A 26,511-nucleotide genomic window follows, 5' to 3' on the forward strand; every position below is an offset into this window, starting at 1 on the left:
CCTGCGAACAATCCAGCGGTTCAGATTCACGTCCTACGGACAGGACTTTACGCCCTGGGGCGCATCAAGCTGGAGTCATGACGAGTGCCGCCCTTCGCAGCAGGGCGTGGAAACTGCTTGAGTTGGTCACGACGCCACTGCTGCCGTCCGACTACCTCGACCTGGTCAGCCCCCTCAGAGCGGGCGCTGACCTGCGCGGCCGCATCGTGGCCGTGCACCGCGAGACAGACGATGCCGCCACCATCGTGATCAAGCCCGGCAAGGGCTGGCGCGGTCACGTCGCCGGTCAGTACATCCGGATCGGGATCGACGTCGACGGCGTGCGCCTGTGGCGTGCGTACTCGGTGACGTCGCCGACGAGCCGCGCCGACGGCTGCATCACGATCACCGTGAAGGCCATCCCCGACGGCAAGGTGAGCAACCACCTGGTCCGCAAGGCGAAGCCCGGCACGATCATCCAGCTCGACCAGGCCACCGGCGAGTTCGTCCTGCCCGCCGCCCAGCCCGCCAAGGTGCTCTACCTGACGGCCGGCAGTGGCATCACGCCCGCGATGGGCATGCTGCGCGACACGAAGTTCGCCGACGTCGTGATGGTGCACTCCGCGCCCCGCAAGGAAGACGTGATCTTCCGCAACGACCTGCACGACCTGGTCGCGGACAAGGCCCTCACGCTCAAAGAGCTGCACACCGACGCCGACGGCATGCTCGACGTCGCGAAGCTCCACGAACTGGTGCCCGACTGGGCCGAGCGCGAGACCTGGGCCTGCGGCCCGGCCGGCCTGCTCGACGCCGCCGAGGCGCACTGGGCCGAGCACGGTGTCGCCGAGAAGCTCCACACCGAACGGTTCCGCCCCACGGTCGTCGTCGCCGGCGAGGGTGGCGTGGTCACGTTCGGCAAGACCGGCAAGACCGCCGAGGCGGACGGTGCCACGCCGTTGCTGAACGTCGGCGAGGAAGCCGGCGTGCTGATGCCGTCCGGTTGCCGCATGGGCATCTGCTTCGGCTGCGTCACGCCGCTGAAGTCGGGCGCCGTGCGAGACCTGCGCACCGGCGAGATCACCGAGGCCTCGGACAGCCCCACCGCCCACGTGCTCGTCCAGACCTGCGTGTCCGCCGCCGCCGGGCCCTGCGAACTCGAACGCTGACCAGCGCCCACCACTGACGTTTCTCCCCCCGTGAAGTGGCAACCCCCCAGCCACTGTTCCCCGGAAAGCAGGCTCCATGACCGCCATCGATCCCACCGCCCACCTCACCGCCGAGCAGATCGAGGAGCTCGGCCGTGAGCTCGACGCGATCCGCGACGAGATCATCGCGAGCCGTGGTGAGAAGGACGCCGCCTACATCCGCAAGGTCATCTCGGTGCAGCGCAAGCTGGAGCTGACCAGCCGCGGCATCCTGCTGTTCTCGCTCTTCCCGCCGGCGTGGATCATCGGCACCGCCGGTCTGTCCGTCGCGAAGATCATGGACAACATGGAGATCGGGCACAACATCCTGCACGGCCAGTGGGACTGGATGCGCGACCCGAAGATCCACTCCACCACCTGGGAGTGGGACCACGTCTCGCCCGCCGAGCAGTGGAAGCACTCGCACAACGAACTGCACCACACGTACACCAACGTGATCGGCAAGGACAACGACCTCGGCTACGGCATCATGCGCGTGGACGAGGACCAGAAGTGGCACCCGATGCACCTGGGCCAGCCGCTGTGGAACTTCATCAACGCGTGCTTCTTCGAGTACGGCATCGCCGCGTACGACCTGGAGCTCGGCAAGAACCTCCACAAGCGCCGCCGCAACCGCCCGGAGTTCCGCGCGCGGGCCGCGGCCGTGGGGCGCAAGATCCGCAAGCAGGTGCTCAAGGACTACGTGATCCACCCGCTGCTGTCGGGCCCGTCGTTCCTCACGACGCTCGCCGCGACGTTCACCGCGAACCTGGTCCGCAACATCTGGTCGCACTCGGTGATCATGTGCGGGCACTTCCCCGAGGGCGTGCAGGTCTTCGAGCGCCGTTCGATCAAGGGTGAGACGCGCGGTCAGTGGTACCTGCGCCAGATGATGGGCTCCGCGAACATCAGCGGCAGCAAGGCCATGCACTTCATGACCGGCAACCTGTCGCACCAGATCGAGCACCACCTGTTCCCGGACCTGCCGAGCAACCGGTACGCCGAGGTCGCGGTGAAGGTGCGCGCACTGTTCGAGAAGTACGAACTGGAGTACGTGACCGGCCCGCTGCCCAAGCAGGTCTTCTCGGCGTGGCGCAAGGTGATCCGCCTGTCGCTGCCGAACAAGAAGCCCAAGGTCAAGGCCTCGGACCGGGACAAGGAACTGGTCGCCGCCTGAGACAGGTAATGGTTTAGATCTTTCGGCCGTACCGGTGACACCACCGGAACCGGTGAGATTCCTTCGCAGGGCCCGAATCGCTGTACCCCTGCTGCTCGATCGGGCCCTCCGACGGAGGAACCTATGCGAAGGGTCTACCTCGTCACGGCCACCCTGCTCCTGGCCGCGACGATCTACACGCCTGCCTCGAACGCGGCACCCGCCGCCGCGGCGGCGATCACCGAGACCGTCTACGTCGAGTCCACAATCGACAGTGATTCCGACGGCAAGCTCGACCGCATCGCCGCCGACGTCATGCGGCCGGACACGGCCGAACGGGTGCCGATCGTCATGGAGGCCAGCCCCTACTACGGGCTGGGCGCGGCGGCCGCGTCGTCCATGACCGTGCCGCGCGGCTTCGGCCGCTGGTACGACGAGTACTTCGTGCCGCGCGGGTACGCCGTCGTCGAGATGGAGATGCAAGGCACCTCCCGCTCGACCGGCTGCCCGACGACGGGCGGTCCCGAGGACACGGCGAGCGTCCGTGCGGTCGTGGACTGGCTCAACGGCCGTGCGAAGGCGTTCTACGCGGACGGCCGCGCTGCGGTCGCGAGCTGGAGCACCGGCAACGTCGGCATGCTCGGCGTCTCCTACAACGGCACGCTGCCCAACGCGGCGGCCGCGGCGAACATCCCCGGTGTGAAGACGATCGTGCCGATCGCGGCGATCTCCAGCTGGTACGAGTACGCCCGTGACCAGGGCATCGGGTACAAGGGCTGGGAGTCCAACTACCCGACCTACCTCGCCAACTACGTCGTGAGCTCGTCGCAGAAGGCCAAGTGCAAGCCGGTGTTCGACAAGCTGACCGCGGACGACGGTGACGAGTCCTGGGACTACACGTCGTTCTGGAAGGCCCGCGACTATCGGCCGGGCGCGAAGAACACGACCGCGTCGGTGTTCGTCGTGCACGGCCAGGCGGACTGGAACGTCAAGCCGTCGCAGTTCGGCCGCTGGTGGAAGGAACTGGCGGACAACGGCGTGCCGCGCAAGATCTGGCTGCACCGCGGCGGGCACCTCGACCCGATCTCGTTCCGCCAGACCGAGTGGCAGCGCGTCATGGGGCTGTGGATGGACCACTGGCTCAAGGGCGCGGACAACGGGATCATGAACGAGCCCATGGCCGACGTGCAGAAGCCGGACGGGAGCTGGGAGCAGGCGGCGGCGTGGCCGCGGCCGGACACCCAGGACACGACGCTGTACTTCGGCCCGGCGGCCGGGGGCATGTCCGGTTCGCTCACCACCGCGCCGACTCCCAGCGGCACGCAGAACCTGGTCGCGAACGCGAACATCAGCGAGGCGACCATGATGGCGAACCCGGAGACCGCGAACACGCGCCGGCTCGCCTACGTGACGGCACCGCTGACGAAGGACGCACGGCTGTCCGGCGAGGTCAGCGTGACCGTCCGGATCGCCTCGAACCGGGCGTCGACGCCGCTCACGGCGGTGCTGGTGGACTACGGCCCGAGCACGCAGGCGGTGCTGTCCGAACGCAGCCCGCTGCAGCTGTCCACGGAGGTCTGCGGCCGGAACGACCTGCGCGACAAGACCGGCTGCGCGCGCCCGCCGGACGTGTCGATCCAGGCGGTCACGGCGACGATGCTGACCAAGGGTGCCGTCGACGCCAAGAACCGGTCGTCGCTCGAGACCGCGACCCCGTTGCCCACCAACGGGACCACCGCGGACGTGACCTGGAAGCTGCACGCCAGGGACGCGCTGATCCCGGCCGGGCACCGGATCGGCATCGTGCTCGTCACCAACCACAACGCCTACCTCGCCACGGACACGGCGGCGAGCGGTGTGTCGCTGAACGTCTCGCTGGGCGTCAGCAAGGTGGTGCTGCCGATCGTCGGCGGTGCGCTGAACAAGTGACATGACGGCCGGGGCCCGCGGACTTCACAGTGCGCAGGCCCCGGTCTCACTAGCCTGGCGCGATGCTTCTGGCCGCATTGCCCAGCCCGACCCAGGGTGTCTGGCACCTCGGTCCGGTGCCGATCCGCGCGTACGCCTTCTGCATCATCGCCGGCATCCTGGTGGCCGCGTGGCTCACCGAACGTCGCTACGTCCAGCGCGGCGGCAGGCCCGGTGTCATCAACCAGATCGCGACCTGGGGCGTCCCGTTCGGCATCGTCGGCGCCCGGCTCTACCACGTGGCGACGTCGTGGCAGCCGTACTTCGGCCCCGGCGGCAGTCCGATCAAGGCCCTCTACATCTGGGAGGGCGGGATGGGCGTCTGGGGCGCCATCGCGTTCGGCGCGCTCGGAGCGTGGATCGGTGCGAAACGCGCGGGTGTGGCGCTGCCGCCGCTCGCGGACGCCGCCGCGCCGGGAATCCTGCTGGCGCAAGGGATCGGCCGGCTCGGCAACTGGTTCAACAACGAGGTCTACGGCGGTCCGACCGACCTGCCGTGGGCACTCACGATCCACGAGTGGGACCAGGACGCCGGACGTGCCGTGATCGGTGCGGACGGACAACCGGTGGTGCTGGGGACGTTCCACCCGGCGTTCCTCTACGAACTGCTCTGGACCTTCGCCGCGGCGGCCGTCGTGATCTGGGTGGACCGCCGGTTCCGGCTCGGGCACGGCCGTGCGTTCGGGCTCTACGTCGTGCTCTACACGACGGGCAGGCTGTGGATCGAGGCGCTTCGGATCGACGAGGCGAACACGATCCTGGGCCTGCGCCTCAACATCTGGACCTCGCTGCTCATGGGGCTGGGTGCCGCCGCGCTGACTCTGTGGTCGGCGCGGCGGCATCCAGGTCGAGAGGACCTCAGCTCAGCTTCGGCGCCGAGTTGTACGCCTCCGCCAGCAGACGCGGCGTCCGGACGGACCGCTGAGGATCGATCGTGACCGTCCGGCTCTCACCCGGCAGCAACCAGAAGTAGTTGTCGCTGTACAGGGTCGGCAGCACGCGGTCGGTCCCGTTGCGCTCCCGCAGCGACAGCCGGACCATCGCGGCCACCGTCTTGCCCGTGTTGCGGACGATCGCGGTGTAGCCGTTCTTGTTGGCCGTCAACGTGGTCGCGAGCTGCGTGTACGCCAACTGGTTGAGAGCGTGCATCGACGCCTCGGTCCGGTAACGCCAGTAGGTGTTCTCGGACAGCTGCTTGCCCTGGGCGTCGATCAGCGTGAGGCGCAGCAGGTGGAACGCGGGCAGCGCGGCGTCGAACGGCACCGTGAACAGGTTCGCGGCCGAGGTCGCGGCGACGTCGAGCTTCTGCTCCTGCGCCTGCCCGATCGCCTTGCCGTCCAACGCGTGCAACTGGGCCTTGACCGTCACGCCGGTGAGCGCGGACGCCGTGTGGTTGACGGCCGTGACCTGCCAGGTGGTCAGGTTCGCCTGCACGTGCCGTTGCTCGCAGCCCTTGCGAGAGCCGTAGTAGCTGCCGTTGACGTCCATGTCGTAGTCGTAGGTCTGCCACACCGTGCTGTGCCACGCCGGGTGCGACATCCACAGCAGCACGCCGGTCGCGTCGTTCCACAGCCTGGCGTTCCACGCCTCGAAGATCGCGCGCATGCTCTCGTAGTTGACGAACTGCGCCTTGCGGCAGAACTCCTCCATGCTGCTCGACGGCGCGAGGCGGGCATCGATCGCGGCCTGGTAACCCTTGGGCTGCTGGTTGCTGTTCTCCGACCAGTCGTGCATGTACCAGGCGTCACCGATCGGCCAGCCCGCGTTGCCCTGCCCGACGAGGTTGCGCATGCTCTCGACCACGGACACGGTCGGCAGGCCGATCTCGCTCCAGAACCCGAACTTCCCGCCGGTGGCCTCACCGGTGCCGTACGTGCGCGGGTCCACCCACCGGTACGTGCCGTCGCCGGTGATCACGCCGCCGGCCGAGTTCGGCTGGTACATCAGGTCGGTGTTGGTGTGCACGATCTCCCGGAGCACCTTGTCCACCGCGTACGGCGGGCTGCCCTCGTTGCAGCCGAACCACACCACGCAGCAGGCGTGCGAGCGGTAGCGCAGCACGGTGTCCTTGGCCTGCGCGAAGAACTGCTCGTGGTTGGCGGGGTCGGCGGACCAGCCGAGCCAGAACTCGTTCCACAGCAGGATGCCGTACTTGTCGCACGCCTCGAACAACTCTTCGCGGTACGACGAGCCGACCCAGTTGCGGATCACCGTGAAGTTCATGTCCTTGTGCAGCGCCACCGCGGCGTCCGCGCGCGAGCCGGGCATGCGGCGCAACAACTCGTCCCAGCCCCAGCTGCCGCCGCGGGCGAAGATCTTGACGCCGTTGACGTGGATGATCAGCGGCTTGGGGGAGTTGTCCTTCGACGCGACGTCGGTCCAGGTCTGGCCGTCCTGGGAGACCTGGATCTTGAAGGTGGCCGCGTAGGCCGTCTCCCAGCGCAGGACCACCCGGTCGAACGCGGTCGCGGCGCCCAGGTCGACCTGGACGTACTCGTTGTCGTTGTAGTTCGAGGTCCACCGGGACTTCGGGTCGCCGTCGGTCACGGCGCCAGGGGAGGTCCAGTCGGCGGCCGACGACGCCGTGGCGGTCTTGCCCCGCGCCAGGTCGACGTCCGGGGACCCGCTGTCCACGACGGACATCGTGAACACGGAGAAGCCCCAGTTGGTGGCACGCCTGCCACCCTGCATCCGGACGTAGCGGGCCTGCTGGGCGCCGACGTCGACGGTCTGCTCGGCGGCGCCGTCGACGATCGTGATCGGCAGGTCGTAGGAGTACGTCACCTGCCGGATGCCGAACTTGAGCTTCTTGCGGTCGCTGACGGCGTTGCCGACGGACGCGGTGAGCGTCAGGTCGTGCAGGGTCGGGTCGCCGTACCCGTTGGGCCACCACAGCTTCGGGTTCTTGATCCGCAACTGGGGGTGCGTGGCCGGCTTGAACACCGCGTTCGCCTCGGAGTTCGCGGGCACGGTGACGCTGCTGCTGACCTTGATGCCGTCGAACTCGGCCGTGACGGTGACGGTCTTCGCGCTCGACTCGACGTTGCGGACCGGCACGGTGAACGTGACCTCGGCGGTCGTGGCGTCCGGCAGCACGGTGTCGATGCGCGGGTCGCCGACGACCACAGCACCGGTCGAGCGCAACCGGACGTGGTTCCAGATGCCCGAGGCGCGGTCGCGGACGGCGGGCATCCAGTCCCAGCCCGACACCGCGAGATAAGTGGGGGAGTTCTTGAACATCGTGCTGTTCGCGCCGACCCACGCCTCACCGCGCGGCCCCTTGTCACCGGGACTGCCGGGGAACGGCATCGGCGCGATCTTCACCGCGAGGTTCTGGTCACCGCTCTTGCGCAGCGTGGCGGTGATGTCCAGCGCGGCCCGGCCGAACGGGTTGCTGATGGCGCCGATCCTGGCTCCGTTGAGCCAGAACTCGGCGTCGTGGTTGATGCCGTCGAACTCCAGCCACACGTGCCGGCCCGCGCCCGTGTCGAGTCCGCGCGGCAGCCCGAACGTGCGCCGGTACCACCACACGTGCCGCGACAACGCCTCCGGGATCTCCAGGTTGTTCATCCCGTACACCGGGTCGGGCAGGTGCCCCTGCTCGACCAGCGACGCGAGCACCGTGCCGGGCACGGTCGCGGGCACCCAGCCACGGGTGTCGACGTTCGGGCCGGACAGCGCGCCACCGTCCTTGGCGGGCGCGAAGTCCTGCATGGTCAGCACCCAGCCCGACTCGAGCGGCACGGAACCGTCCGGAGCCACGGTGAGAGCGGGGCTCTCGTGGTTGCGCACCGGCCAGTTGGTCCAGCCCTTCACCGCGGGCCGGTTGTCACGGCTGGTGCCGTAGACCTGGAGCCCGTTGAGCCCCAACGGGTTCGAGGTCGATCGGCGCGAGGCGGAGAACCGGACCCAGCGCGCTTTCACGGCGGGCGAGAACGGCACGGTGATCACACCGCCGGCACCGGCCTCGGTCGCGTGGACCGTCCGCCAGACCTTGCCGTCGTCGGACACGTCGAGGTCGAAGACCGTCGCGTAACTGGACTGGATCTCGGTGCCGATGGTGTCGGCACGCGACCCGTTGGCGTCGAACGCCTGATCACCGGGCTTGGCCTCGAACGTCAGGACGATCGAGCCGACCTCGCACCGGCCCTGCAGGTCGACGATCATCCACTGCCCGTCACCCTGCCCGGCTCGCCAGCCGGACCCCTGCACGCCGACCTGTGCGAGACCGTCCACGGCGAACTTCGCCGGGGTCGCCGCGTAGTCCGTGGAGGACACCGAGACCGGCCGGAACAACGCGAGATCGACGGCCTTCTGCTGGGCCGCGGCCTGCTCCGGGGCGGCCGACGCGGACCCCGACAGCGCGGAGCCCAGGCCGAAGCCGGCGAGCAGTCCGCCTCCCATGGTCAGCGCCTGTCTGCGCGAGACGGCACTGCCGAAGTCCTCCGCCATGTGCGAGCTCCGATCCCTGTCCTGACAACGTTGCCAGGAAGCTTCGGTCGCGGAGGGGTGCTGGTCAACAAGACAGACGAGACAGGAATTCACGGCGACGACATCGATGTCATCGGCTCGGAATCGAGTCATGTGGCTTGGCCAGGGAGAACGGGGCTTCGGGTGGGGCTTCCCGGTTCTGTGCGTGTAAAAGACCGGTACAACGGGTGGGCCGGTTTCTGGTGGTGCCTTGGTCCACTTCGGTGACCGCGGTGGTCGGGCAAGATCGATTCATGAGCGACTACGACCTCGTGGCCGAGGCCTACGCCGCCGACAACGAGACGAGCTACGCCAACGCTTTGTACGAGCGTCCGGCGACGTTGGCGTTGGCCGGGGACGTGGCCGGACGACGGATCCTCGACGCCGGGTGCGGCGCGGGACCGTTGTTCGCGGCGTTGCGGGAGAGGGGCGCGGTCGTCAGCGGCATCGACGTGAGCGCCGGGATGCTGGAGCAGGCGCGGCGGCGGCTCGGCTCCGACGCGGATCTGCGGATCGCCGACCTGGCGGGCCCGCTGCCGTTCGCCGACGCCGAGTTCGACGACGTCGTCGCGTCCCTGGTGTTGCACTACCTGGAGGACTGGGGGCCGACGCTCGCCGAGGTGCGGCGGGTGCTGCGGCCCGGTGGGCGGCTGATCGTGTCGGTCAACCACCCCACCGCCGCGTACTGCGACGAACGTCTGGCCGGACGCCGCCCCGACTACTTCTCGACCTGGCCGAGTCCCGCGCGGTGGCCGGTCGGGGACCGGATGGTCGAGGTGACCTTCTGGAACCGGCCGTTGCACGCGATGACCGACGCGTTCACCGCGGCCGGGTTCGGGATCTCCCGGATCAGTGAGCCGCAGCCGTTGCCGCAGGCCCGCGAGCTGTTCCCGGCGGAGTTCGCCCACTACGCGGGCGCACCCAACTTCCTGTTCCTCGTCCTTCAGGCCGGGTGAACGATCACCGCGGTCACGGTGATGTCGACGTACCTGCCGATCAGGAACCTCGGCGCGCGGATGCCCAGCGTCCTGCGGTCGAGCCGGGCGGTCGCGGTCATCACCACCCGACCGTCCGCCGAGGACAGTGCGACGGTGCCGTCGAGCACGGTCTCGGTGCCGCGCGCGGCGAGCGTGCCGGTGACGTGCCAGCCGTCGCCGACACCCTGCGACGACGTCGCGGTGAACGTCATCGTGGGATGCCGGTCGAGGTCGAGCAGGCCTGGTTTGCGCAGGTCCTGGTCGCGCTTGGCGTTGCCGGTGCCGATGGCGCCGAGGTCCAGGACGCCGTGCGCGGCCAGGAGCGTGCCGTCCGCGCCGATCTCCACAGTGCCCTCGGTGATCGGCACGGTGCCGTGGGTCCTGCGGCCCAGGTTGCCGACCTGGAACGTCGCGGTGCTGCGGCTGACGTCGGCCTGCCACACGCCGGCCACGAGTGCTCGGGTGGCGGTCATGACCGCACTCCGTCGTACTCGAAGACCTGGAGCACGGGGTAGATCTCGACGCGGTCCGCTCCTCGCAGCAGCGCCGGGTCCTCGCCGGGGAGGAGCTGGGTGCTCATGATCGCCTTCTGCGTGTCGATCAGCACCTGCTCGGACTCGGCGATCGTCAGCACGACCTCCGAGCCGTCCTCGCGGCGCAGCAGGTAGGTCCTGATGTTGCCCGGCACCGCCATGGCCGCGGGTGCGATGCGCTCCCTGGCCGCGAAGTCCGCGGCGGCCAGCTGTTCGGGGCCGCGGGGGCCGTCGAAGTAGGTGAGCTGCGCGTACATGGTCGCCTCCTTGGTTGGTGCACCGAGTCTCTGCTCGTTCGGGGCGACGCGGATCCGTGCCAGTACGGAGTCCGGTACTGAACCGCCACCGGTCGGCGATACTCCCGGTGTGAAGGAGCTCCCGATCTTCGGCCGTGACCGCGAACTGGCCTCGTTGCGGGCGGGTCTCGTCGCGGCGGCGGGTGGTGCGGGCCGTCTCGTGCTGGTCGGCGGTGAGGCGGGCATGGGCAAGACGCGGCTGGCCGCGGAGGTCGTCGCGATGGCCGGGGCGTACGGCGTTCCGGTCGCGCGTGGGCATGCCGTCGACGACCCCGGCATGCCTCCGTTGTGGCCGTGGCGCCGTCTCGCACGGTCGTTGCCCGCGCTGCACCGCGTGCTGTCCGAGGCGCACGACCCGGCTGACTCGGCCCGGTTCGCCATGTTCGCCGACGCCGCGGACGCCCTGGTGGCGGAAGCCGCGCCCAGCGGGTTGCTGCTCGTGCTCGAAGACCTGCACTGGGCCGACCGCACGTCGTTGCGGCTGCTGGCCCACCTCACCACCGAACTGCCCGCCGCCCGGATTCTCGTCGTCGGGACCCACCGCGAGGCGGAGATGTCCGAGCTGGTGCGCGCCCCGGCCACCCGCACCGTGCACCTGGCTGGGCTGACCCGCGGTGACGTGGCCGGCTGGGTGCGTTCGGCGACGACCGCGAAAGACCCGGAGGAACTGGCCGGACGGCTGGTGGACGGCACCGGCGGCAACCCGTTGTACGTGCGGATGCTCCTCGACAGCGGTGAGGTGGCGGGGCAGCTGCACCGGCTGGTGTTGTCGCGGCTGGAGCGGCTGAGCGCACGCGCCCGGGAGGTGCTCGGCGTGGCCGGTGTGCTGGGGGAGCGGATCGAACCGGAGCTGCTCGCGGCCGTCACCGGGGAGGACCCCGGTGGTCCGCTCGACGACGCCGTGGCCGCGGGGGTGTTGCGGGTGCACGACGGGGTGCTGGCGTTCGAACACGCTCTCGTCCGGGACGCGGTGTACGAGGACCTCGCGCCATCGGCACGAGCGGAGCTGCATCGGCGGTGTGCCTTGGCGCTGGCCGACGGAGGTGGTGCGCCGGGGCGGATCGCCGCGCAGTGGAGGCGTGCCACCGGCGCGGACGCCGCGGCGGAGTGCACGCGGTGGGCGTCGGAGGCCGCGCGGGCGGCCATCGCGGAACTCGCCTACGACGAGGCAGTCGGGTTCGCGGCGCTGGCGCTGGCGTCGGCCGCCGAGAAGACCGCCGAGAAGACCGCCGAGCTCACCCTCGACCTCGCCCGCGCCGAGTTCCTCGCCGGTGACACCGAGGCCAGCCTGGACCACTGCCGCACCGCGGCCCGCCTGGCCGAGCAGGCCGGCGCCCCTGACCTGATCGCCGAAGCCGCCCTCGTCATCACCGGCATGGGCGACCGCTCGCTGCTGGCCGCCGTCGACCAGCTCTGCGTCACGGCGCTCCGGCACCCCACAGGCGAAGCCACCGCGTCGAGGCTGCTCGCCAGGAGAGCGATGGCGGCCACCACGACCGGCGCCGGCGGGCGGGCACGCGAGTTGTCCGCGAAGGCGCTGGAACTCGCGGTGCGCAGCGGCGACCCCGACGCGGAACTGGACGGGATCCACGCGCGGCACCTGGCGTTGTGCGCGCCGCAGTTCCGCGACGAACGGGTCGCGCTGGCGAACCGGGCCGTCGAACTCGCCGCGACCGCACGGCAGCCGCACGCCGAGCTGTGGGGGCACGTGTGGCTGGTCGACGCGGCGGTGCAGGTGGGGGACCTGGCCGAGGTGGACCGGCAGCTCGACCTGATCGAGCAGTTCGCGGCGTCCCGGCAGCACGGGGTGGCGTGGTGGCACCTGCACCGGTTGCGGGCCATGAAGGCGGCGCTGGTCGGGCAGTTGCGGCGCGCGCGGGAGTGCAACGAGACGGCTCGGGCCGTGGCCGAGCGGATGGGGGCCATGGCGACGAAGGGCATGTACTACGCGTTCCAGCAGGGCCTGGCGCAGGTGGTCGGCGGGATCGACGAGGCGATGGCCCGCGACGCCCTCGGTGTGATCGAACGCGTCGGCGACATCCCGCTGGCACGGGTGTACGTGCCGTTCCTGCACGCGGTGCTGGGCGAGACCGAGCAGGCACGGGCCACGTTCGCGGAGTTCCGGGCGATGCCGGCCACGCTCGAGGTCGCGCCCACGTGGGCTCCGCTCGTCTCGCAGATCGGTGTGGTGGCCTGCCTGCTGGACGACGCCGAGGCGGCGGAGGGCGTCTACGCGGTGCTGTCCACTCTGGAGCCGCACTTCGGCGCGGACGGGTCCGGCGCGGTGTTCTCCAGCGCCGCCTCGCCGCAGTTGCTGGGTGACCTCGCGATGACGTGCGGCCGCACGGAGGTCGCGGCCGAGCACTACCGGCTGGCGCTGGAGATGAACGCCCGCATCGGCGCCCGCCCGTTCGCCGCGCTGAGCAGGCTCGGGCTCGCCCGCGCGTCGGCCGACCCGGCAGCGGCCAGGACGCTCGCGACCGAGGCGGCGGCCGAGTTCCGCGCGCTGGACATGCCGATCCGGCTCGCCGAAGCGGATCGGTTCCTCCAGCGGCTCCAGGCAGAGGCTCAGGCGCAGGACCCGTTGTCCCCGCGCGAATCCGAGGTCGTGGACCTGGTCGCGCAAGCGCTGACCAACCGCCAGATCGCGGCCCGCCTGCACCTGAGCGAACGCACCGTCGAGACCCACGTCCGCAGCGTCCTCAACAAGCTCGGCCTGCGCAGCAGGACCGAGATCACCGCGTGGGAGCTCACGCGCCGGGCGTGACCAGTCCCGTCTCGTAGGCGAGGACGACGGCCTGCGCGCGGTCCCGCAGCGCCAGCTTCGCGAAGATCCGCGCCACGTGCGTCTTCACGGTCGCCTCGCTCAACGTCAGATGGCCGGCGATCTCGGAGTTCGACCGCCCACTCCCGACCAGCGTGAGCACCTCGCGTTCCCGCGGTGTCAACGCCGCCAGGTCCCGGTGCACGGCGGGAGCGGAGACGCCGGACGCGAACCGTTCCACGAGCCTGCGGGTGATCGACGGCGCCAGCAGGGCGTCCCCGGTCTCGATCAGCCGCACGGCCGCGACGAGGTGCTCCGGCGTGACGTCCTTCAACAGGAACCCGCTCGCACCCGCCGCGAGCGCCTCGTAGACGTACCGGTCGAGGTCGAACGTCGTCAGCATCAGCACCCGGCAGTCGCCCGGCTCGCGCACGATCCGCCGGCACGCCTCCAGCCCGTCCATGCCGGGCATGCGGATGTCCATCAGCACGACGTCCGGCTTCAGGTCCCGCACCGCCGTGACCGCCTCGGCTCCGTCCGCCGCCTCGCCGACGACCTCGACGCCACCGGACTTCAGGATCATCCGGAACCCGATGCGCACGAACGCTTGGTCGTCCGCGATCACCACCCGCGGCCCGCTCACGGCCGCTCGACCGGGATCTTGGCCCGGACGCGGAACCCGCCACCGAGTCGCCGCCGCGCGTCCAGATCCCCGCCCAGAGCCGCCACCCGCTCGCGCAACCCGAGCAACCCCCGCCCCTGTCCGTCCTCGAAGGACACTCGTTCGCCGGCCAGCGCGCTCGGCCCGGAGTTGAGCACCTCGACGCGCAGGTGGTGCTCGGCGTACCGCACCGTCACCTCCGCCTGCCGCCCGTCGCCGTGCTTCAACGCGTTCGTCAGCGCCTCCTGCACGATCCGGTACGCCGTCAGGTCGACCCCGGACGGCAACGGCCGCGGCTCACCGGAGATCCGCACCTCCACCGGCAGCCCGGCGAAGCACATCCGGTCGACGAGCGAGCTCAGCCGGCTCAGACCCGGTTGCGGCGCCAGCAGGTCGTCGCTGTCACCCGACGGCGCGAGCAGGCCCAGCATGTGCCGCAGCTCGGTCATCGTGTCGCGGCCCGCGCTCTCCACGGCCAGCAACGCGTCGGTCACCTCGTCCGTGCCGGTCGAGAGCACCCGCCGCGCCGCCCCGGCCTGCACGACCATCACGCTCACGTTGTGGCTCACGATGTCGTGCAGCTCCCGCGCGATCCGGGCACGTTCGGCGTCGACGGCGCCACGGGCCGCGGACTCCCGTTCCCGCTCCAGCAGCCAGCCACGTTCCTCCATCGCACGGGTGTACGCGCGCCTTGCCGCCACCAGTCGCACCGCGAAGTACGCGGCGGCCAGGCAGGCGACGACGGCCACCACCAGCTCCCACACCCCGTCACTGTCCCAGAACGCCGATCGTCCGCGCGTCAAACCCCAGGTGCAGTCCGTACATCCCCGGGATGACCCCGGCGGCGAGTTACCTCCGCAGACTGACGCTCCCGCAGCCCCGGATCAGCAGGATGACCGCCATGCAGAACGCAGACGCCGTCGTCGAGCTGACGAACGTGCGCAAGGAGTACAGCGACTCGACCGCGCTGGACGGGGTGTCGCTCACCGTCCGCGCCGGAGAGGCGGTCGCGGTGATGGGACCGTCCGGCAGCGGCAAGTCCACGCTGCTCAACATGATCTCGGGCCTCGACCGCCCGTCGTCGGGCGAGGTCGTCGTGCACGGCACGAACCTGGGGGAGCTGAGCGAGACCGGTCTGGCGTTGTTCCGCCGCCGGGGCATCGGCATGATCTTCCAGTTCTTCAACCTGCTGGACGACCTCTCGGCGCTCGACAACGTCGCCCTCGCGGCGCAGCTCACCGGCACGAAAGCCGGTCAGGCCCGCACACGCGCCCTCGAACTGTTCGGCGAGCTCGGCATCTCCAGCCGCAAGAACATCTACCCCGCGCAGCTCAGCGGTGGTGAACGGCAGCGCGTCGCGGTGGCGCGGGCGTTGATGAACCGGCCCGCCCTGCTGCTCGCCGACGAACCGACCGGCGCTCTCGACAGCAAGTCCGGCGAACAGGTCATGGACCTGTTGCTCGACCTCAACCAGATCGGCCAGACGTTGCTGCTCGTGACCCACGACGAACGGCTCGCCACCCGCTGCGCGACCCGGCTGATCGAGGTCGCCGACGGCCGGATCGCCCGCGAGAACAGCCTGGAGCGGGCATGAACGCGGTGTGGTCCGCGGCGTGGGCCGCGGTGCGCCGCCGGAAGCTGCAGACGGTCGTGATCGGTGTCGTCGTCTGCGTGGCGAGTGCGACGCTCGTGATGGGGCTGGGCCTGCTGGACGCGGCGGCCGCGCCGTTCGACCGGGCCTTCGCGACGCAACAGGGCGCGCACCTGGCCGCCGAGTTCGACCCGGAGAAGGTGAACGCGGCCGAACTGGAGCGCGGGGTGTCCGCCGGTCCGTTCCGTCAGGCCACTGTGGACACTGCGGACGCCGACGTCTTCCTGGGCACGCTCAACGTCGTCGGACGGGCCGAGCCCGGCGGCCGGGTCGACCGCCTCTCGGTCTGGAAGGGGACCTGGGCCACCGGGCCCGGGGAGATCGTGCTCAACCGCACGCCGGACGCCGAAGGCCGCATCGACGTGGGCTTCCGCCTGGAGCTCCCGGGCCTGCCGGCGCTGACCGTCGTCGGGTTCGCCCGCTCGGTCACGGGAACCGCCGACGCCTGGGTCGCGCCCTCGCAGATCGACGCCCTGCACCCGAACGCGCTGCAGATGCTCTACCGGCTGGACGACACCGGCGCGGCGGGCGTGGCGGCGTTCACCGCGACCCTGCCGCGCGACGGTCTGCTCGGCACGCTCTCGCACCTCACGGTCAAGGACAAGGCGACGTCCGAGCTGGGCGTGTTCATCCCGTTCCTGATGATCTTCGGTGTCCTCGGCCTGGTCGTCGCCGTCCTGATCGTCGCCAACGTCGTGAGCGGCGCGGTCGTCGCGGGACTGCGGCACATCGGGATGCTCAAGGCCATCGGCTTCACACCGAACCAGGTGATGGCCGTGTACCTGGTGATGGTCTCGATCCCGGCTGTCGCCGGCTGCCTGCTCGGCACGGTGGCCGGCAACCTCTTCGCCAAGCCGATCGTGCAGGACGCCGTCGAGGGCTTCGGCGTCGACGAGCTGAGCTTCGCGCCGTGGGTGAACCTCGTCGCGGCACTGGGAATGCCGGTGCTGGTGGCGTCGGCCGCCCTCGTCCCGGCCCTGCGGGCGCGAGGACTGCCGGCGGCGCGGGCGATCAGCGCGGGCACCACCACGCACACCGGGCGGGCGTTGCGGATCCAGCGGTGGCTGAGCGGCACCCGGTTGCCGCGCTCGGTCAGCCTCGGCCTCGGAATGCCGTTCGCCCGCGTCGGCCGCAGCGCGCTGACCCTGGCCTCGGTCGTGCTCGGCGTCCTGGTCGTGACGCTCGCGACGGGCCTGACCACGTCCGTCACCGCCTACAACGACGCCGTCCGCCCCGACTACGCGACACCCGGCAACTTCGAGCTGCTGGCCGGGCCTCCCGCCGGTGCTCCGCCGGTGCGGCTGCCTCGGGCGGACCACCCGGAGCCGAAGCTGGGTGATGCCGAGACCGAGGCGATGCTGCGCGCACTGCCCGGTGTCGAGGCGGTGCTCGCGGCCACCAGGGTCGACGCCGAGGTCGCGGGCGGCACCCAGGAGACCACGATCCACCTCCAGCGCGGCGACCCGCTGTTCCGGCCACGCGTGCTGAGCGGGCACTGGCCGGACGAGCCGGGCCAGGTCGCGGTGCCGTCCAGGTTCCTGAACCAGCGCGGGTTCGCCCTGAACGACACGATCACCGTGCAGGCCAGGGGACACCGGACGCAGATGAGGATCGTCGGCGTCGTGCTGACCAACAACGCCGACCAGATCTTCGCCGACTGGTCCACAGTGGATGTTCTCGCCCCCGGCGCACGCGCCAGTTCCTACGTCGTGCAGACGTCCGCCGACCGCGACGCCTTCACCGCCGCGGTGGAGGCCGCCGATCCGGGACTGCGCATCCTGCCGTCGCGCGACGGCACGTCGTCCACCGCCGTGATCATCGTCGGCGCGTCCGCGGTGCTGACGCTGGTGCTGGGCGCGGTGGCGGCACTCGGCGTGTTCAACACCGTGGTGCTGAACGCCCGTGAACGCCGCCGTGACCTGGGCATGCTCAAGTCGATCGGCATGACCCCCCGCCAGGTCACCGTGCTGCTCGTGACGTCCATGGGCGGGCTCGGCGTGCTCGGCGGCCTGATCGGTGTGCCGGTGGGTGTTGCCGCGCACCAACTCGTCGTGCCGTTGATGGCGGCGGCGGGCCAGGCCGACGCCGTCGACATCCTCATGAACGTCTACCACGCGCCGTTGCTCGCGCTCCTGGGCCTCGCCGGCGTCGCCATCGCCGTGCTGGGCGCCGTCGTGCCGGCCAGGGGAGCGGCGCGTCTCTCGATCGCCACCGTTTTGCACAACGAATAGGGGGATTTTCATGCGCCGATTACTGGCGTTGTCGCTTGTGGTCGCAGGGGTTCTGGCCACCAGCCCACCCGCCGTCGCCGGAAGCGGCACGGTGATCAGACGGACCTCGTACGGCATCCCGCACGTGCTCGCGAACGACTACCGGGGTGTCGGCCAAGGACTCGGGTACGCGTTCGCCGAGGACAACGCCTGCACCATGGCCGAGATCGTCGTGACGCTCGCGGCCGAGCGGTCCCGCTGGTTCGGGCAGGAGAACTTGGCGAGCGACCTGTACTACCAACGGCTCAACCAGTCCGGAGTGGTCGAACGGACGCTGGCGCACGGCCCGTCGAAGCAGGCCCGCGACCTGGTGCGTGGGTACGTGACCGGGTTCAACCGGTTCCTGACCGAGAAAGGCCTGCCCGCGGCCTGCGCTCGGTACTCCCGGCCCATCACCGAGATCGACGTCTGGCGGCGCGTGCACCAGGTGGCGGGCCTGACCGGCAGCGAGGGGTTCCAGGAGCAGCTCGTCTCGGCCCAGCCGCCGGGCACCGCGCTCGCCGCACCGGCACGGGCCGAGCGGGAACGCCCCGGCAGCAACGGCATCGCGCTCGGTCGTGAGTCCACGGTGAGCGGAAGTGGCATGGTACTGGGAAACCCGCACTTCTACTGGGACGACACCTGGCGCTTCTACCAGCACCACCTCACGATCCCCGGTGAGCTCAACGTCAGCGGCGCCGGCCTGTACGGTCTGCCGCTCGTCCTCATCGGCCACAACGACAGGCTCGGCTGGACCCACACGGCGTCCGAGGCGCAGACGATGACGCTCTCGAAGCTCACGCTCGTGCCCGGCGACCCGACCAGTTACGTCGTGGACGGCAAGACCCACCGCATGATCGCCGACCAGGTCACCGTCGGCGGCACCACGAGAACCCTCTACCGCACCCCGGACGGGCCGGTGGTCGAGGACGACCGCGCGTTGCAGTGGACGGACACCAGCGCGTTCGTGCTGCGCGACGCCAACCAGGGCAACCTGCGGGTCGTCGACCAGTGGCTCGCCATGGCCCGCGCCCGCAGCGTGCCGGACCTGCACCAGGCGCTCGTCCGCCACCAGGCCCTGCCCTGGGTCAACACGCTCGCCTCGGACGCCAGCGGCACCGCCTACTACAGCGACGTCCAGGTCGTCCCGCACGTCACCGACGACCAGCGCGCCCGCTGCGCCGCCGACGCGCCCATCGGCCTGGTGGTCCTCGACGGCAGCCGGTCGGACTGCGGCTGGGGCAGCGACCCCGACGCCGTGACGCCGGGCAGGTTCGGCCCGAGCCGCCTGCCCGCGCTGATCCGCCGCGACCACGTCAGCAACATGAACGACAGCCCGTGGCTCACCAACCCGGCCGCCCCGCTGACCGGTTACCCGTCGCTCGTCGGCGACGTCGGCACGGAACGCTCACCTCGGACCCGCCTGGGCCTGGACATGATCGGCACCAACGACTTCTCACTGTCCACTCTGGAATCCGCGATGCTCGGCAACCGCAACCTCACCGCCGAGCAGGGCCGTTCCGCGGTGGTGGCGATGTGCCAGGCCAACCCGACACTGCCCGGCAACGACGGCCGGCCCGTCGACGTCCGCGCGGCCTGCTCGGCGCTGGCCTCCTGGCCGGGCACCGGTGACACCGGGGAAACCAGCCGTGGCGCGTACTTCTGGCGTTCGTTCATCACCCTGACCGGCCGTCCGGGCACGAAGCTGTGGCAGGTGCCGTTCGACCCGGCCGACCCCGTCCACACCCCGCGCGGCATCAACGCGGACGACCCCGGTGTCCGGCTGGCGTTCGCCGAGGCGGTCCGGATGTTCGCGGCCGCCGGAGTCGCGGTGGACGTGCCGCTCGACGCCGTGCAGCGGTACGAGGGCCTCCCGGTCCAGGGGTGCCGAGGTCCGGAGGGGTGCTTCAACGTGATCTCGGTGTCCGGTCCGCCCCGGCCGGGTGAGACCCCCGAGATCCCGCACGGCACCAGCTTCGTGATGGCGGTGGAGCTGACCGGGAACGGGCCGCGGATGAGTTCGATGCTGGTCTACGGGCAGTCCGCGGACCCGGCCTCGCCGCACCACACCGACCAGGCGCGGCTGTACGCGAAGAAGCAGTGGGTGAAGGGGGAGTTCACCGAACGGGAGATCGCGCGCAACGCCGACCTGAGCGTCCGGCGTCTGCGCTAGTGGCGCGTCCCGGAACGTCGGCGAGGTGATCCACGCTCAGCAGGGCGCATCGCGGCAACGTTCCGGGCCACACCACTGGCTCCCGGTCTCAACCGTCCGCGCCGAACCTCCCGTGCCGTCCGGCGCCGCTCGCGAACCGAGCGGCGCCGGCCACCCCTTCCCGGGCCACGATCGGTACCCCGGCCACCCCCTCCGCCCGCAACGCCTCCGCCAACGGCAGGTCCAGCCCGCCGTAGGTCGACGCCCGATCGGCCAGCAGGCACTCGAACGGGAACCCGGCGATCTGCCCGGCCAGTTCCACCGCCACCTCCACCGCCCGTCCGGGCTCGACCACCCGGTTCGCCAGCCCGATCGCCAACGCCTCGGCGGCGTCCACCGGCCGTCCGGTCAGGATCAGGTCCAGCGCTCGCCCCAGCCCCACGATCCGAGGCAACCGCACGGTCCCGCCGTCGATCAACGGCACCCCCCACCGCCGGCAGAACACCCCGAACACCGCGTCGCTCTCCACCACCCGCAGATCGGCGAGCAGCGCCAGTTCCAGCCCGCCGGCCACCGCGTACCCGCTGACCGCGGCGATCAACGGCTTGCTCAGCCGCAGCCGGGTCGGCCCCATCGGCCCGGCCCCACCCCCGGAAGGGTCCAGCTCGTTGCGCCGGCCGGGATCCCCGACCGCGCTCAGGTCCGCTCCGGCGCAGAACGTCCCGCCCTCACCGGCGAGCACCGCCACCCGTTGCGACGAGTCCGCCTCGAACGCCAGGAAGGCCTCGCGCAGCGCGGCGGCCATCGGCCCGTCGACCGCGTTGCGCCGGTCCGGGCGGTTCATCCTGATCACCGTCGTCGTCCCGGTGATCTCGACCTCGACGTCCATGTGACCTCCGTGATCAGCAGTGGCGTTCGGACCGCCGCTGGCGTCTACTGGCACGATGCCAATCGTCTCTCCCGGTTTCACCGGGCGACGCCAGTCACCGGACGTGGAACTGCCGCCCGGTCAGTACCTGGCAGAGGACTTCCCGGTCCTCACGGCGGGGCCGACCCCGCGCGTGACGACCGACCGGTGGCAGTTCACGGTCAACACCGAGGCCGGTCAGCGTTACGACTGGTCGTGGCAGCAGCTGATCGAGCTGCCCGCGGAGAAGATCACGACGGACATCCACTGCGTCACCAAGTGGTCCAAGCTCGGCACGCGCTGGAAGGGCGTCTCGCTCGACGTGCTGCTGGAGGACGTCGAGACGGCCGCGGACTTCGCGCTCGTCCAGTCCTACGGCGGCTACACCACGAACCTGCCTCTTGAGGACCTGATCGACGGCCAGGCGTGGATCGCGTACCGGTACGACGATGACGAGCTCACGCCCGAGCACGGCGGACCTGCGCGGTTGCTGGTGCCGCACCTGTACTTCTGGAAGTCGGCGAAGTGGGTCCGCGGGATCCAGTTGCTGCTCGAGGACGAACCCGGCTTCTGGGAAAGCGCGGGCTACCACGACTACGGAGACCCATGGCGCGAGCAGCGGTATCAGGGCGACTGACCTGGCGCGTGGCCGAACTGGCCGAGGTCACCGACATCACCGAGAGCGCGCGGAGCCTGGTGTTCGACGTGCCCGGCTGGCCCGGTCACCTGCCCGGCCAGCACGTCGACGTGCGACTGACCGCCGAGGACGGTTACTCGGTGCAGCGCAGCTACTCGATCTCCTCCGCGCCGGACGGGGAGCGGTTCGAGCTGAGCGTGCAGCGCGTCGAGGACGGCGAGGTGTCGCCGTACCTGTGCGACGTGCTCTCGCCGGGTGATCAGATCGAGCTGCGCGGCCCGGTCGGCGGCTGGTTCGTGTGGCGGGCGACCGACCAGGCACCGGTCACGCTCGTGGCGGGTGGATCGGGCATCGCGCCGTTGATGGCGATGATCCGCACGCGGGCCGCGGAGGGCAGCAGGGTGCCGTTCCGGCTGATCTACTCGGTGCGCACGCCCGACGACGTCTACTACGCCGACGAACTGCGGCGCCGCGCGCGTGAAGACGGCGGGCTCGACGTCCACGTGGTCTACACCCGACAGGCCCCGGAGGGCGCGCCCGAACCGAAGCGTCTCGGTCTCGCGACCCTCAACACCCACGCCTGGCCGGCCGACTTCACGCCCAACGTCTTCGTGTGCGGACCGACCGGGTTCGTGGAGACGGTGTCCGACATCTTCGTGGCGCTGGGCCACGACCCCCGCCGCGTCCGCACGGAACGCTTCGGCTGACAGGAGAGCACCGATGACGCACGTGGACGGCAACGCGCTGGCAGGCGACCTGCGCGAGATCTTCGCGGTCGACCTGACGGCCGCCACCGGGCAGTGCTCGGGCTGCGGGTACAAAGGATCTGTGGCGAGCCTGCGCGTCTACCAGAACGCGCCCGGCGTCGTGGCGCGCTGCCCGCACTGCGAGGAGGTCGTGCTGCGGCTGGTGCGCGGACGCGACCGCGCGTGGCTCGACCTGCGCGGCACGGTGAGCCTGGAGATCCCGCTGCCTTGAGGAGAACGATGGACCTGGCCTGCCAGGCGGTGCTGTTCGACATGGACGGCGTGCTGACCGACTCGACGGTCTCCGCCGAACACGCGTGGACGCAGTGGGCGCACGAGTACGGCGTCGACCCCGAAGAAGTCCTGCGTGGACTGCACGGCCGTCGCGCCACGGACACCGTCCGCCTCCACGTGCCCGAATCCGCGCACGCGGAGGCGCTGGCGCGGATCAACGAGATCGAGGTCGCCGACGCCGGCTCGACCGACCCGATCCCCGGCGCCCGCGACCTGGTCGACTCGTTGCCGGGCAACTGGGCACTGGTCACCTCCGCCCCGCCGGAACTGCTCACGGTCCGGCTTGCCGCGGTGGGCATCCCGTTGCCGTCGGTGGTCATCAACGGCGACGACGTCACGCACGGCAAGCCTGATCCCGAGGGTTATCTCAAGGCCGCGGGCAAGCTCGGGCTGTCGATCGGGGAGTGCGTGATCTTCGAGGACAGCGGCAACGGGATCGCCGCGGGGCTCGCCGCCGAGGCCGCCGCCGTGGTCGGCGTCGGCGAGGGCGCGCTGCACACACCCGCGCCGATCGTCGTGCGGGACCTGCGTTCGGTCCGGTGGAGCGGCGACGGCCTCGAGGTGTCCGGAGAACTCCGCCGGCCCGCGTGAGGTCTGGACCCGTTCCAGACCCCACGACTCACCAGCGTCATTTCCCGGAAACTTGTCCGGTTTGACATGCCCGATACCTCCGAACGGCCGTAGCCCCGATGTTGAATCGTGTGCGTTGATGTGTGGGAGCGCTCTTACAACGTTGTAAAAACGAAGGGGATCTTCGCCGATGAAGAAAGCCGCCCCCGTACTCGTCGCTCTGCTGCTGGCGCTGGGCGTAGCGCCCGGCACAGCGTCCGCAGGTGCCGCCGAGCCCGTGCACGGCCTGAAGGGCGAGTACTTCACCATGTCGGCACCGGGCGCGCGGGACTTCGCGAACCTGGCCGGCACCGTGCTCGACGCCGACATGAACCAAGGTGACCTGACCGGTGTGTTCGGGTTCCTGGCCGGCCGCACCGAACACACGACGGCCCGCTGGACCGGGCAGATCGCGGTGCCGCAGACCGGCGACTACACGTTCCACGCCATCGGGGACAACGGGTTCCGGCTGCTGATCGACGACAAGTCCGTGATCGACCACTGGGTGCCCGACTGGGACCGCGAGCAGACCAGCGCCCCGGTCACGCTCACCGCCGGGCGGCAGTACGCGTTCAAGATGGAGATGTTCCAGGACGTCGGCGGCGCCAACATGTTCCTGCGCTGGTCGAGCGCGAACACGCCCAAGCAGCTCGTGCCGGAGTCGGCGTTCACGCCGCCCGCCGACTTCCAGGTCGTGCCGCGCACGGCCGAGATCTCCAAGGACGGGCGCACCCTCACCGCGGACTTCGGTGGCCGCGTCACGGGCGTCAACGACCTGAAGGAACACCTGCGCGTCGAGGTCGACGCCACCCCGTTCCCGATCTCGGTCATCACCACGAACCGGAACAAGGCCACGATCCGGCTGGGCGAACGGGTGCTGAAGGGCCAGCGGGTCCGCATCTACTACGACGGCGCGGGCGCGCTCGCGGTCGACGGAAAGAAGATCGAGAAGACCGCGCGCACGACCGGCAACGTCTCCACGGAACGGCTCCGCACGCCGTGGGGCGAGAAGGTCGACACGCGCAACCCGTTGCCGGAGTACCCGAGGCCGCAGCTCGAACGTGACAAGTGGCTCAACCTCAACGGACCGTGGGAGTTCGCGGGCGCCAAGGCCGGCGAGCAGCCGCAGTTCGGCAAGAAGCTCCCCGAGAAGATCATCGTGCCGTACCCGGTCGAGTCGCAGCTCTCCGGCCTCGAACGGCACGAGGACCACATGTTCTACCGCAGGACGGTGACCGTCCCGAACGACTGGCGGATCGGCTCCGGGCAGCGGCTGAAGCTCCACTTCGGCGCGGTCGACTACGAGGCCAAGGTCTGGGTGAACGGCAAGCTGGTCGCCGAGCACACCGGTGGCTACACGGCGTTCAGCGCGGACATCACCGACGCCCTCAAGCGCGGTCAGCAGGAGATCGTCGTCGCCGTCACCGACACCACCGGCCCGAACCAGCCCAAGGGCAAGCAGTCGCCCAACCCCAGTGGCATCTTCTACACGCCGTCGTCGGGCATCTGGCAGACCGTGTGGCTGGAGCCGGTCGCGGACAAGGGCATCGACGAGATCAAGACGACCCCGGACCTCACCACGAGCTCGCTGTCGCTGAACGTCAAGTCCGCCGGCAACGCCACCGTCACCGCGGTCGCGCGCGACGCCAGGGGCAGGCAGGTCGGCACGGTCACCGGACCGGCGAACTCGAACCTCACGCTGCCGGTGCCGAACGCGCACCTGTGGACGCCGGACGACCCGTACCTCTACAAGCTCGACATCACGCTCGGCAAGGACAAGGTCAAGAGCTACTTCGGCATGCGCTCCACCGGCATCGCGAACGTCGGCGGCACCCCGAAGCTGACGCTCAACGGCCAGCCGATCTTCAACCTGATGCAGCTCGACCAGGGCTTCTACCCGGACGGCCTGAACACCGCGCCGAGCGACGAGGCTCTGGTGTTCGACCTGCAGGCGCAGAAGGACCTCGGTTTCAACTCCGTCCGCAAGCACATCAAGGCCGAACCCGCCCGGTGGTACTACCACGCGGACCGGCTCGGACTGCTGGTGTGGCAGGACTTCGTGGCCCTCGAGGACGGCAACAACCCCCTCTCGCAGGAGCGGTTCGTCAAGGAGGGCAAGGAGCTGATGCACCAGCTCCAGAACTACCCGTCCATCTACGCCTGGATCGTGTTCAACGAGGGCTGGGGCGAGTGGGACAAGAACGTCACCGGTCAGATCACCGACGAGGTCAAGGCCATCGACCCGAGCCGGGTCGTCAGCGCGCACAGCGGCGTGAACTGCTGCGCCTCCAAGGGTGACAGCGGCAAGGGCGACGTCATCGACCACCACGACTACAACAACACCGACCCGGCCCGTCCGGACGGCAAGCGCGTCGTGATGGACGGCGAGCACGGCGGCTTCACGCTGCGCACGCCGGGACACCAGTGGCCGGGCGCGCCGATCGCGATCTACAGCGGCGTGGCGGACAAGGCGGCGCTGACGGCGAAGTACGTCGACAACACCCGCACGTTCTACCTGGGCCAGGCGCGGCAGGAGATGTCCGCGTCGGTCTACACGCAGGTCACCGACCTCGAAGGGGAGCTCAACGGGCTCTGGACCTACGACCGCAAGCGCATCAAGGTCGACCCCGGTCCCGTCCGCGAGATCAACCGGCGCGTCATCGAGGCCGGGGCGAACGCGGGCAAGCCGTACCCGTACGCGGGCAGCGGCGAGTGGAAGCTGAACGAGACCAAGGGCGCCACCGCCAAGGACTCGACCGGCAAGAACCCGTTGACGCTCAGCCCGTCCGGTGCCACCTGGAAGGACGGCGCCCTGAACTTCAAGAACGGCTCGGCGGACACCTACGGCCCGGTCGTCGACACGACCAAGGACTACACCGTGTCCGCGAAGGTGCGTCTCGACGAGGTGCCCGGCAACTACGCCTCGGCGGTGAGCCAGGACGGCAGGGAGCGCGAGAACCCCTTCTACCTGCAGTACGGCCAGGGCGCGTTCGCGTTCAGCACGCCGGGTGGTAACCGCGCCCGGTTCGAGACCACGCCCGAGATCGGCCGCTGGTACGAGCTCAAGGGAGAGCGCAAGGGCAACGAGATCCGGCTCTACGTGGACGGCGCGCTAGTCGCGACCGCCCCGGCGGGACCGGCGATCGTGAGCACCGGCGCGTTCACCGTGGGACGTGCGAAGTACAACGGCCAGAACGTCGATTTCTGGCCCGGTGCGATCAAGGACGTCCGCGTCACCTCTTGATGTTGGGAGAACGCTCTCCGGTCGTGGTACAACC

The 26,511-nt window shown here is 70.2% G+C and carries 20 protein-coding genes; 14 read left to right on the top strand and 6 right to left on the bottom strand.

Annotation, left to right across the window (positions count from 1 at the left end; genetic code table 11):
- Positions 1 to 77 precede the first annotated feature (77 nt).
- The 4 genes from PV646_RS16355 (at position 78) to lgt (ending at position 5,225) form a co-directional block, all read left to right on the top strand.
- A complete protein-coding gene (locus PV646_RS16355; RefSeq protein ID WP_500342656.1) occupies positions 78 to 1,145 on the top strand; it encodes a ferredoxin reductase in 1,068 nt (355 codons plus the stop codon).
- A gap of 76 nt (positions 1,146 to 1,221) precedes the next feature.
- On the top strand, positions 1,222 to 2,340 hold the full coding sequence (locus PV646_RS16360; RefSeq protein ID WP_500342659.1) for a fatty acid desaturase family protein: 1,119 nt from the start codon (positions 1,222 to 1,224) through the stop codon (positions 2,338 to 2,340).
- 123 nt (positions 2,341 to 2,463) lie between these two features.
- On the top strand, positions 2,464 to 4,248 hold the full coding sequence (locus tag PV646_RS16365; protein ID WP_500342661.1) for a CocE/NonD family hydrolase: 1,785 nt from the start codon (positions 2,464 to 2,466) through the stop codon (positions 4,246 to 4,248).
- Between the two features lie 62 nt (positions 4,249 to 4,310).
- A complete protein-coding gene (gene lgt / locus PV646_RS16370; RefSeq protein ID WP_500342662.1) occupies positions 4,311 to 5,225 on the top strand; it encodes a prolipoprotein diacylglyceryl transferase in 915 nt (304 codons plus the stop codon).
- Here the strand turns inward: lgt and PV646_RS16375 are convergent.
- On the bottom strand, positions 5,146 to 8,739 hold the full coding sequence (locus PV646_RS16375; RefSeq protein ID WP_500342664.1) for a discoidin domain-containing protein: 3,594 nt from the start codon (positions 8,737 to 8,739) through the stop codon (positions 5,146 to 5,148). The two genes, lgt and PV646_RS16375, sit on opposite strands and share 80 nt — an antisense overlap.
- A 272-nt stretch (positions 8,740 to 9,011) precedes the next feature.
- On the opposite strand from PV646_RS16375, the gene PV646_RS16380 reads away from it, so the two are divergent.
- On the top strand, positions 9,012 to 9,713 hold the full coding sequence (locus PV646_RS16380; protein WP_500342667.1) for a class I SAM-dependent methyltransferase: 702 nt from the start codon (positions 9,012 to 9,014) through the stop codon (positions 9,711 to 9,713).
- On the opposite strand, the gene PV646_RS16385 is transcribed toward PV646_RS16380, so the two are convergent.
- Positions 9,701 to 10,207: a YceI family protein gene (locus PV646_RS16385; protein ID WP_500342668.1), complete on the bottom strand. Its 507-nt coding sequence runs from the start codon at positions 10,205 to 10,207 to the stop codon at positions 9,701 to 9,703. The genes PV646_RS16380 and PV646_RS16385 overlap by 13 nt on opposite strands.
- Positions 10,204 to 10,524, bottom strand: a complete 321-nt coding sequence (locus PV646_RS16390) for a hypothetical protein (RefSeq protein ID WP_500342669.1) — start codon at positions 10,522 to 10,524, stop codon at positions 10,204 to 10,206. The genes PV646_RS16385 and PV646_RS16390 overlap by 4 nt, the downstream gene beginning before the upstream one ends.
- A gap of 109 nt (positions 10,525 to 10,633) precedes the next feature.
- Here PV646_RS16390 and PV646_RS16395 point away from each other — a divergent pair, with 109 nt between their 5' ends.
- Positions 10,634 to 13,330: an ATP-binding protein gene (locus PV646_RS16395; protein ID WP_500342670.1), complete on the top strand. Its 2,697-nt coding sequence runs from the start codon at positions 10,634 to 10,636 to the stop codon at positions 13,328 to 13,330.
- Here the strand turns inward: PV646_RS16395 and PV646_RS16400 are convergent.
- Together PV646_RS16400 and PV646_RS16405 are read right to left on the bottom strand one after the other, a co-directional pair.
- Positions 13,314 to 13,970 (bottom strand): response regulator transcription factor, encoded by a 657-nt coding sequence (locus PV646_RS16400; RefSeq protein WP_500342672.1) that lies wholly within the window; start codon positions 13,968 to 13,970, stop codon positions 13,314 to 13,316. The two genes, PV646_RS16395 and PV646_RS16400, sit on opposite strands and share 17 nt — an antisense overlap.
- A complete protein-coding gene (locus PV646_RS16405) occupies positions 13,967 to 14,752 on the bottom strand; it encodes a sensor histidine kinase (RefSeq protein WP_500342674.1) in 786 nt (261 codons plus the stop codon). Before PV646_RS16405 ends, PV646_RS16400 begins: the two co-directional genes overlap by 4 nt.
- Positions 14,753 to 14,880: 128 nt before the next feature.
- On the opposite strand from PV646_RS16405, the gene PV646_RS16410 reads away from it, so the two are divergent.
- The 3 genes from PV646_RS16410 to PV646_RS16420 are packed head-to-tail and all read left to right on the top strand — an operon-like array spanning position 14,881 to position 20,061.
- Positions 14,881 to 15,582 carry an ABC transporter ATP-binding protein gene (locus tag PV646_RS16410; protein ID WP_500342677.1) on the top strand — a complete coding sequence of 234 codons (702 nt, stop codon included), beginning with the start codon at positions 14,881 to 14,883 and terminating at the stop codon, positions 15,580 to 15,582.
- Positions 15,579 to 17,870 carry an ABC transporter permease gene (locus PV646_RS16415; protein WP_500342680.1) on the top strand — a complete coding sequence of 764 codons (2,292 nt, stop codon included), beginning with the start codon at positions 15,579 to 15,581 and terminating at the stop codon, positions 17,868 to 17,870. The genes PV646_RS16410 and PV646_RS16415 overlap by 4 nt, the downstream gene beginning before the upstream one ends.
- Before the next feature lie 10 nt (positions 17,871 to 17,880).
- Positions 17,881 to 20,061 carry a penicillin acylase family protein gene (locus PV646_RS16420; protein WP_500342682.1) on the top strand — a complete coding sequence of 727 codons (2,181 nt, stop codon included), beginning with the start codon at positions 17,881 to 17,883 and terminating at the stop codon, positions 20,059 to 20,061.
- 88 nt (positions 20,062 to 20,149) lie between these two features.
- On the opposite strand, the gene PV646_RS16425 is transcribed toward PV646_RS16420, so the two are convergent.
- Positions 20,150 to 20,929, bottom strand: a complete 780-nt coding sequence (locus PV646_RS16425; RefSeq protein ID WP_500342683.1) for a crotonase/enoyl-CoA hydratase family protein — start codon at positions 20,927 to 20,929, stop codon at positions 20,150 to 20,152.
- A gap of 55 nt (positions 20,930 to 20,984) precedes the next feature.
- Between PV646_RS16425 and PV646_RS16430 the strand changes: the two genes are divergently transcribed.
- The 5 genes from PV646_RS16430 to PV646_RS16450 all read left to right on the top strand — a co-directional run bounded on the left by PV646_RS16430 (position 20,985) and on the right by PV646_RS16450 (position 26,477).
- A complete protein-coding gene (locus PV646_RS16430; RefSeq protein WP_500342685.1) occupies positions 20,985 to 21,584 on the top strand; it encodes a sulfite oxidase-like oxidoreductase in 600 nt (199 codons plus the stop codon).
- Positions 21,554 to 22,291, top strand: a complete 738-nt coding sequence (locus tag PV646_RS16435) for a ferredoxin reductase (protein ID WP_500342687.1) — start codon at positions 21,554 to 21,556, stop codon at positions 22,289 to 22,291. The genes PV646_RS16430 and PV646_RS16435 overlap by 31 nt, the downstream gene beginning before the upstream one ends.
- A 13-nt stretch (positions 22,292 to 22,304) precedes the next feature.
- On the top strand, positions 22,305 to 22,562 hold the full coding sequence (locus PV646_RS16440) for a DUF6510 family protein (protein ID WP_500342689.1): 258 nt from the start codon (positions 22,305 to 22,307) through the stop codon (positions 22,560 to 22,562).
- An 8-nt stretch (positions 22,563 to 22,570) separates the two neighbouring features.
- The gene (locus tag PV646_RS16445; RefSeq protein ID WP_500342691.1) at positions 22,571 to 23,215 is read left to right on the top strand and encodes an HAD-IA family hydrolase; all 645 of its coding nucleotides are present in this window, start codon (positions 22,571 to 22,573) and stop codon (positions 23,213 to 23,215) included.
- Between the two features lie 169 nt (positions 23,216 to 23,384).
- Positions 23,385 to 26,477: a PA14 domain-containing protein gene (locus PV646_RS16450; RefSeq protein WP_500342693.1), complete on the top strand. Its 3,093-nt coding sequence runs from the start codon at positions 23,385 to 23,387 to the stop codon at positions 26,475 to 26,477.
- Positions 26,478 to 26,511 lie beyond the last annotated feature (34 nt).

It is taken from the genome of Streptomyces sp. ID05-26A (assembly GCF_033794685.1).
Taxonomy (GTDB): domain Bacteria; phylum Actinomycetota; class Actinomycetes; order Mycobacteriales; family Pseudonocardiaceae; genus Lentzea.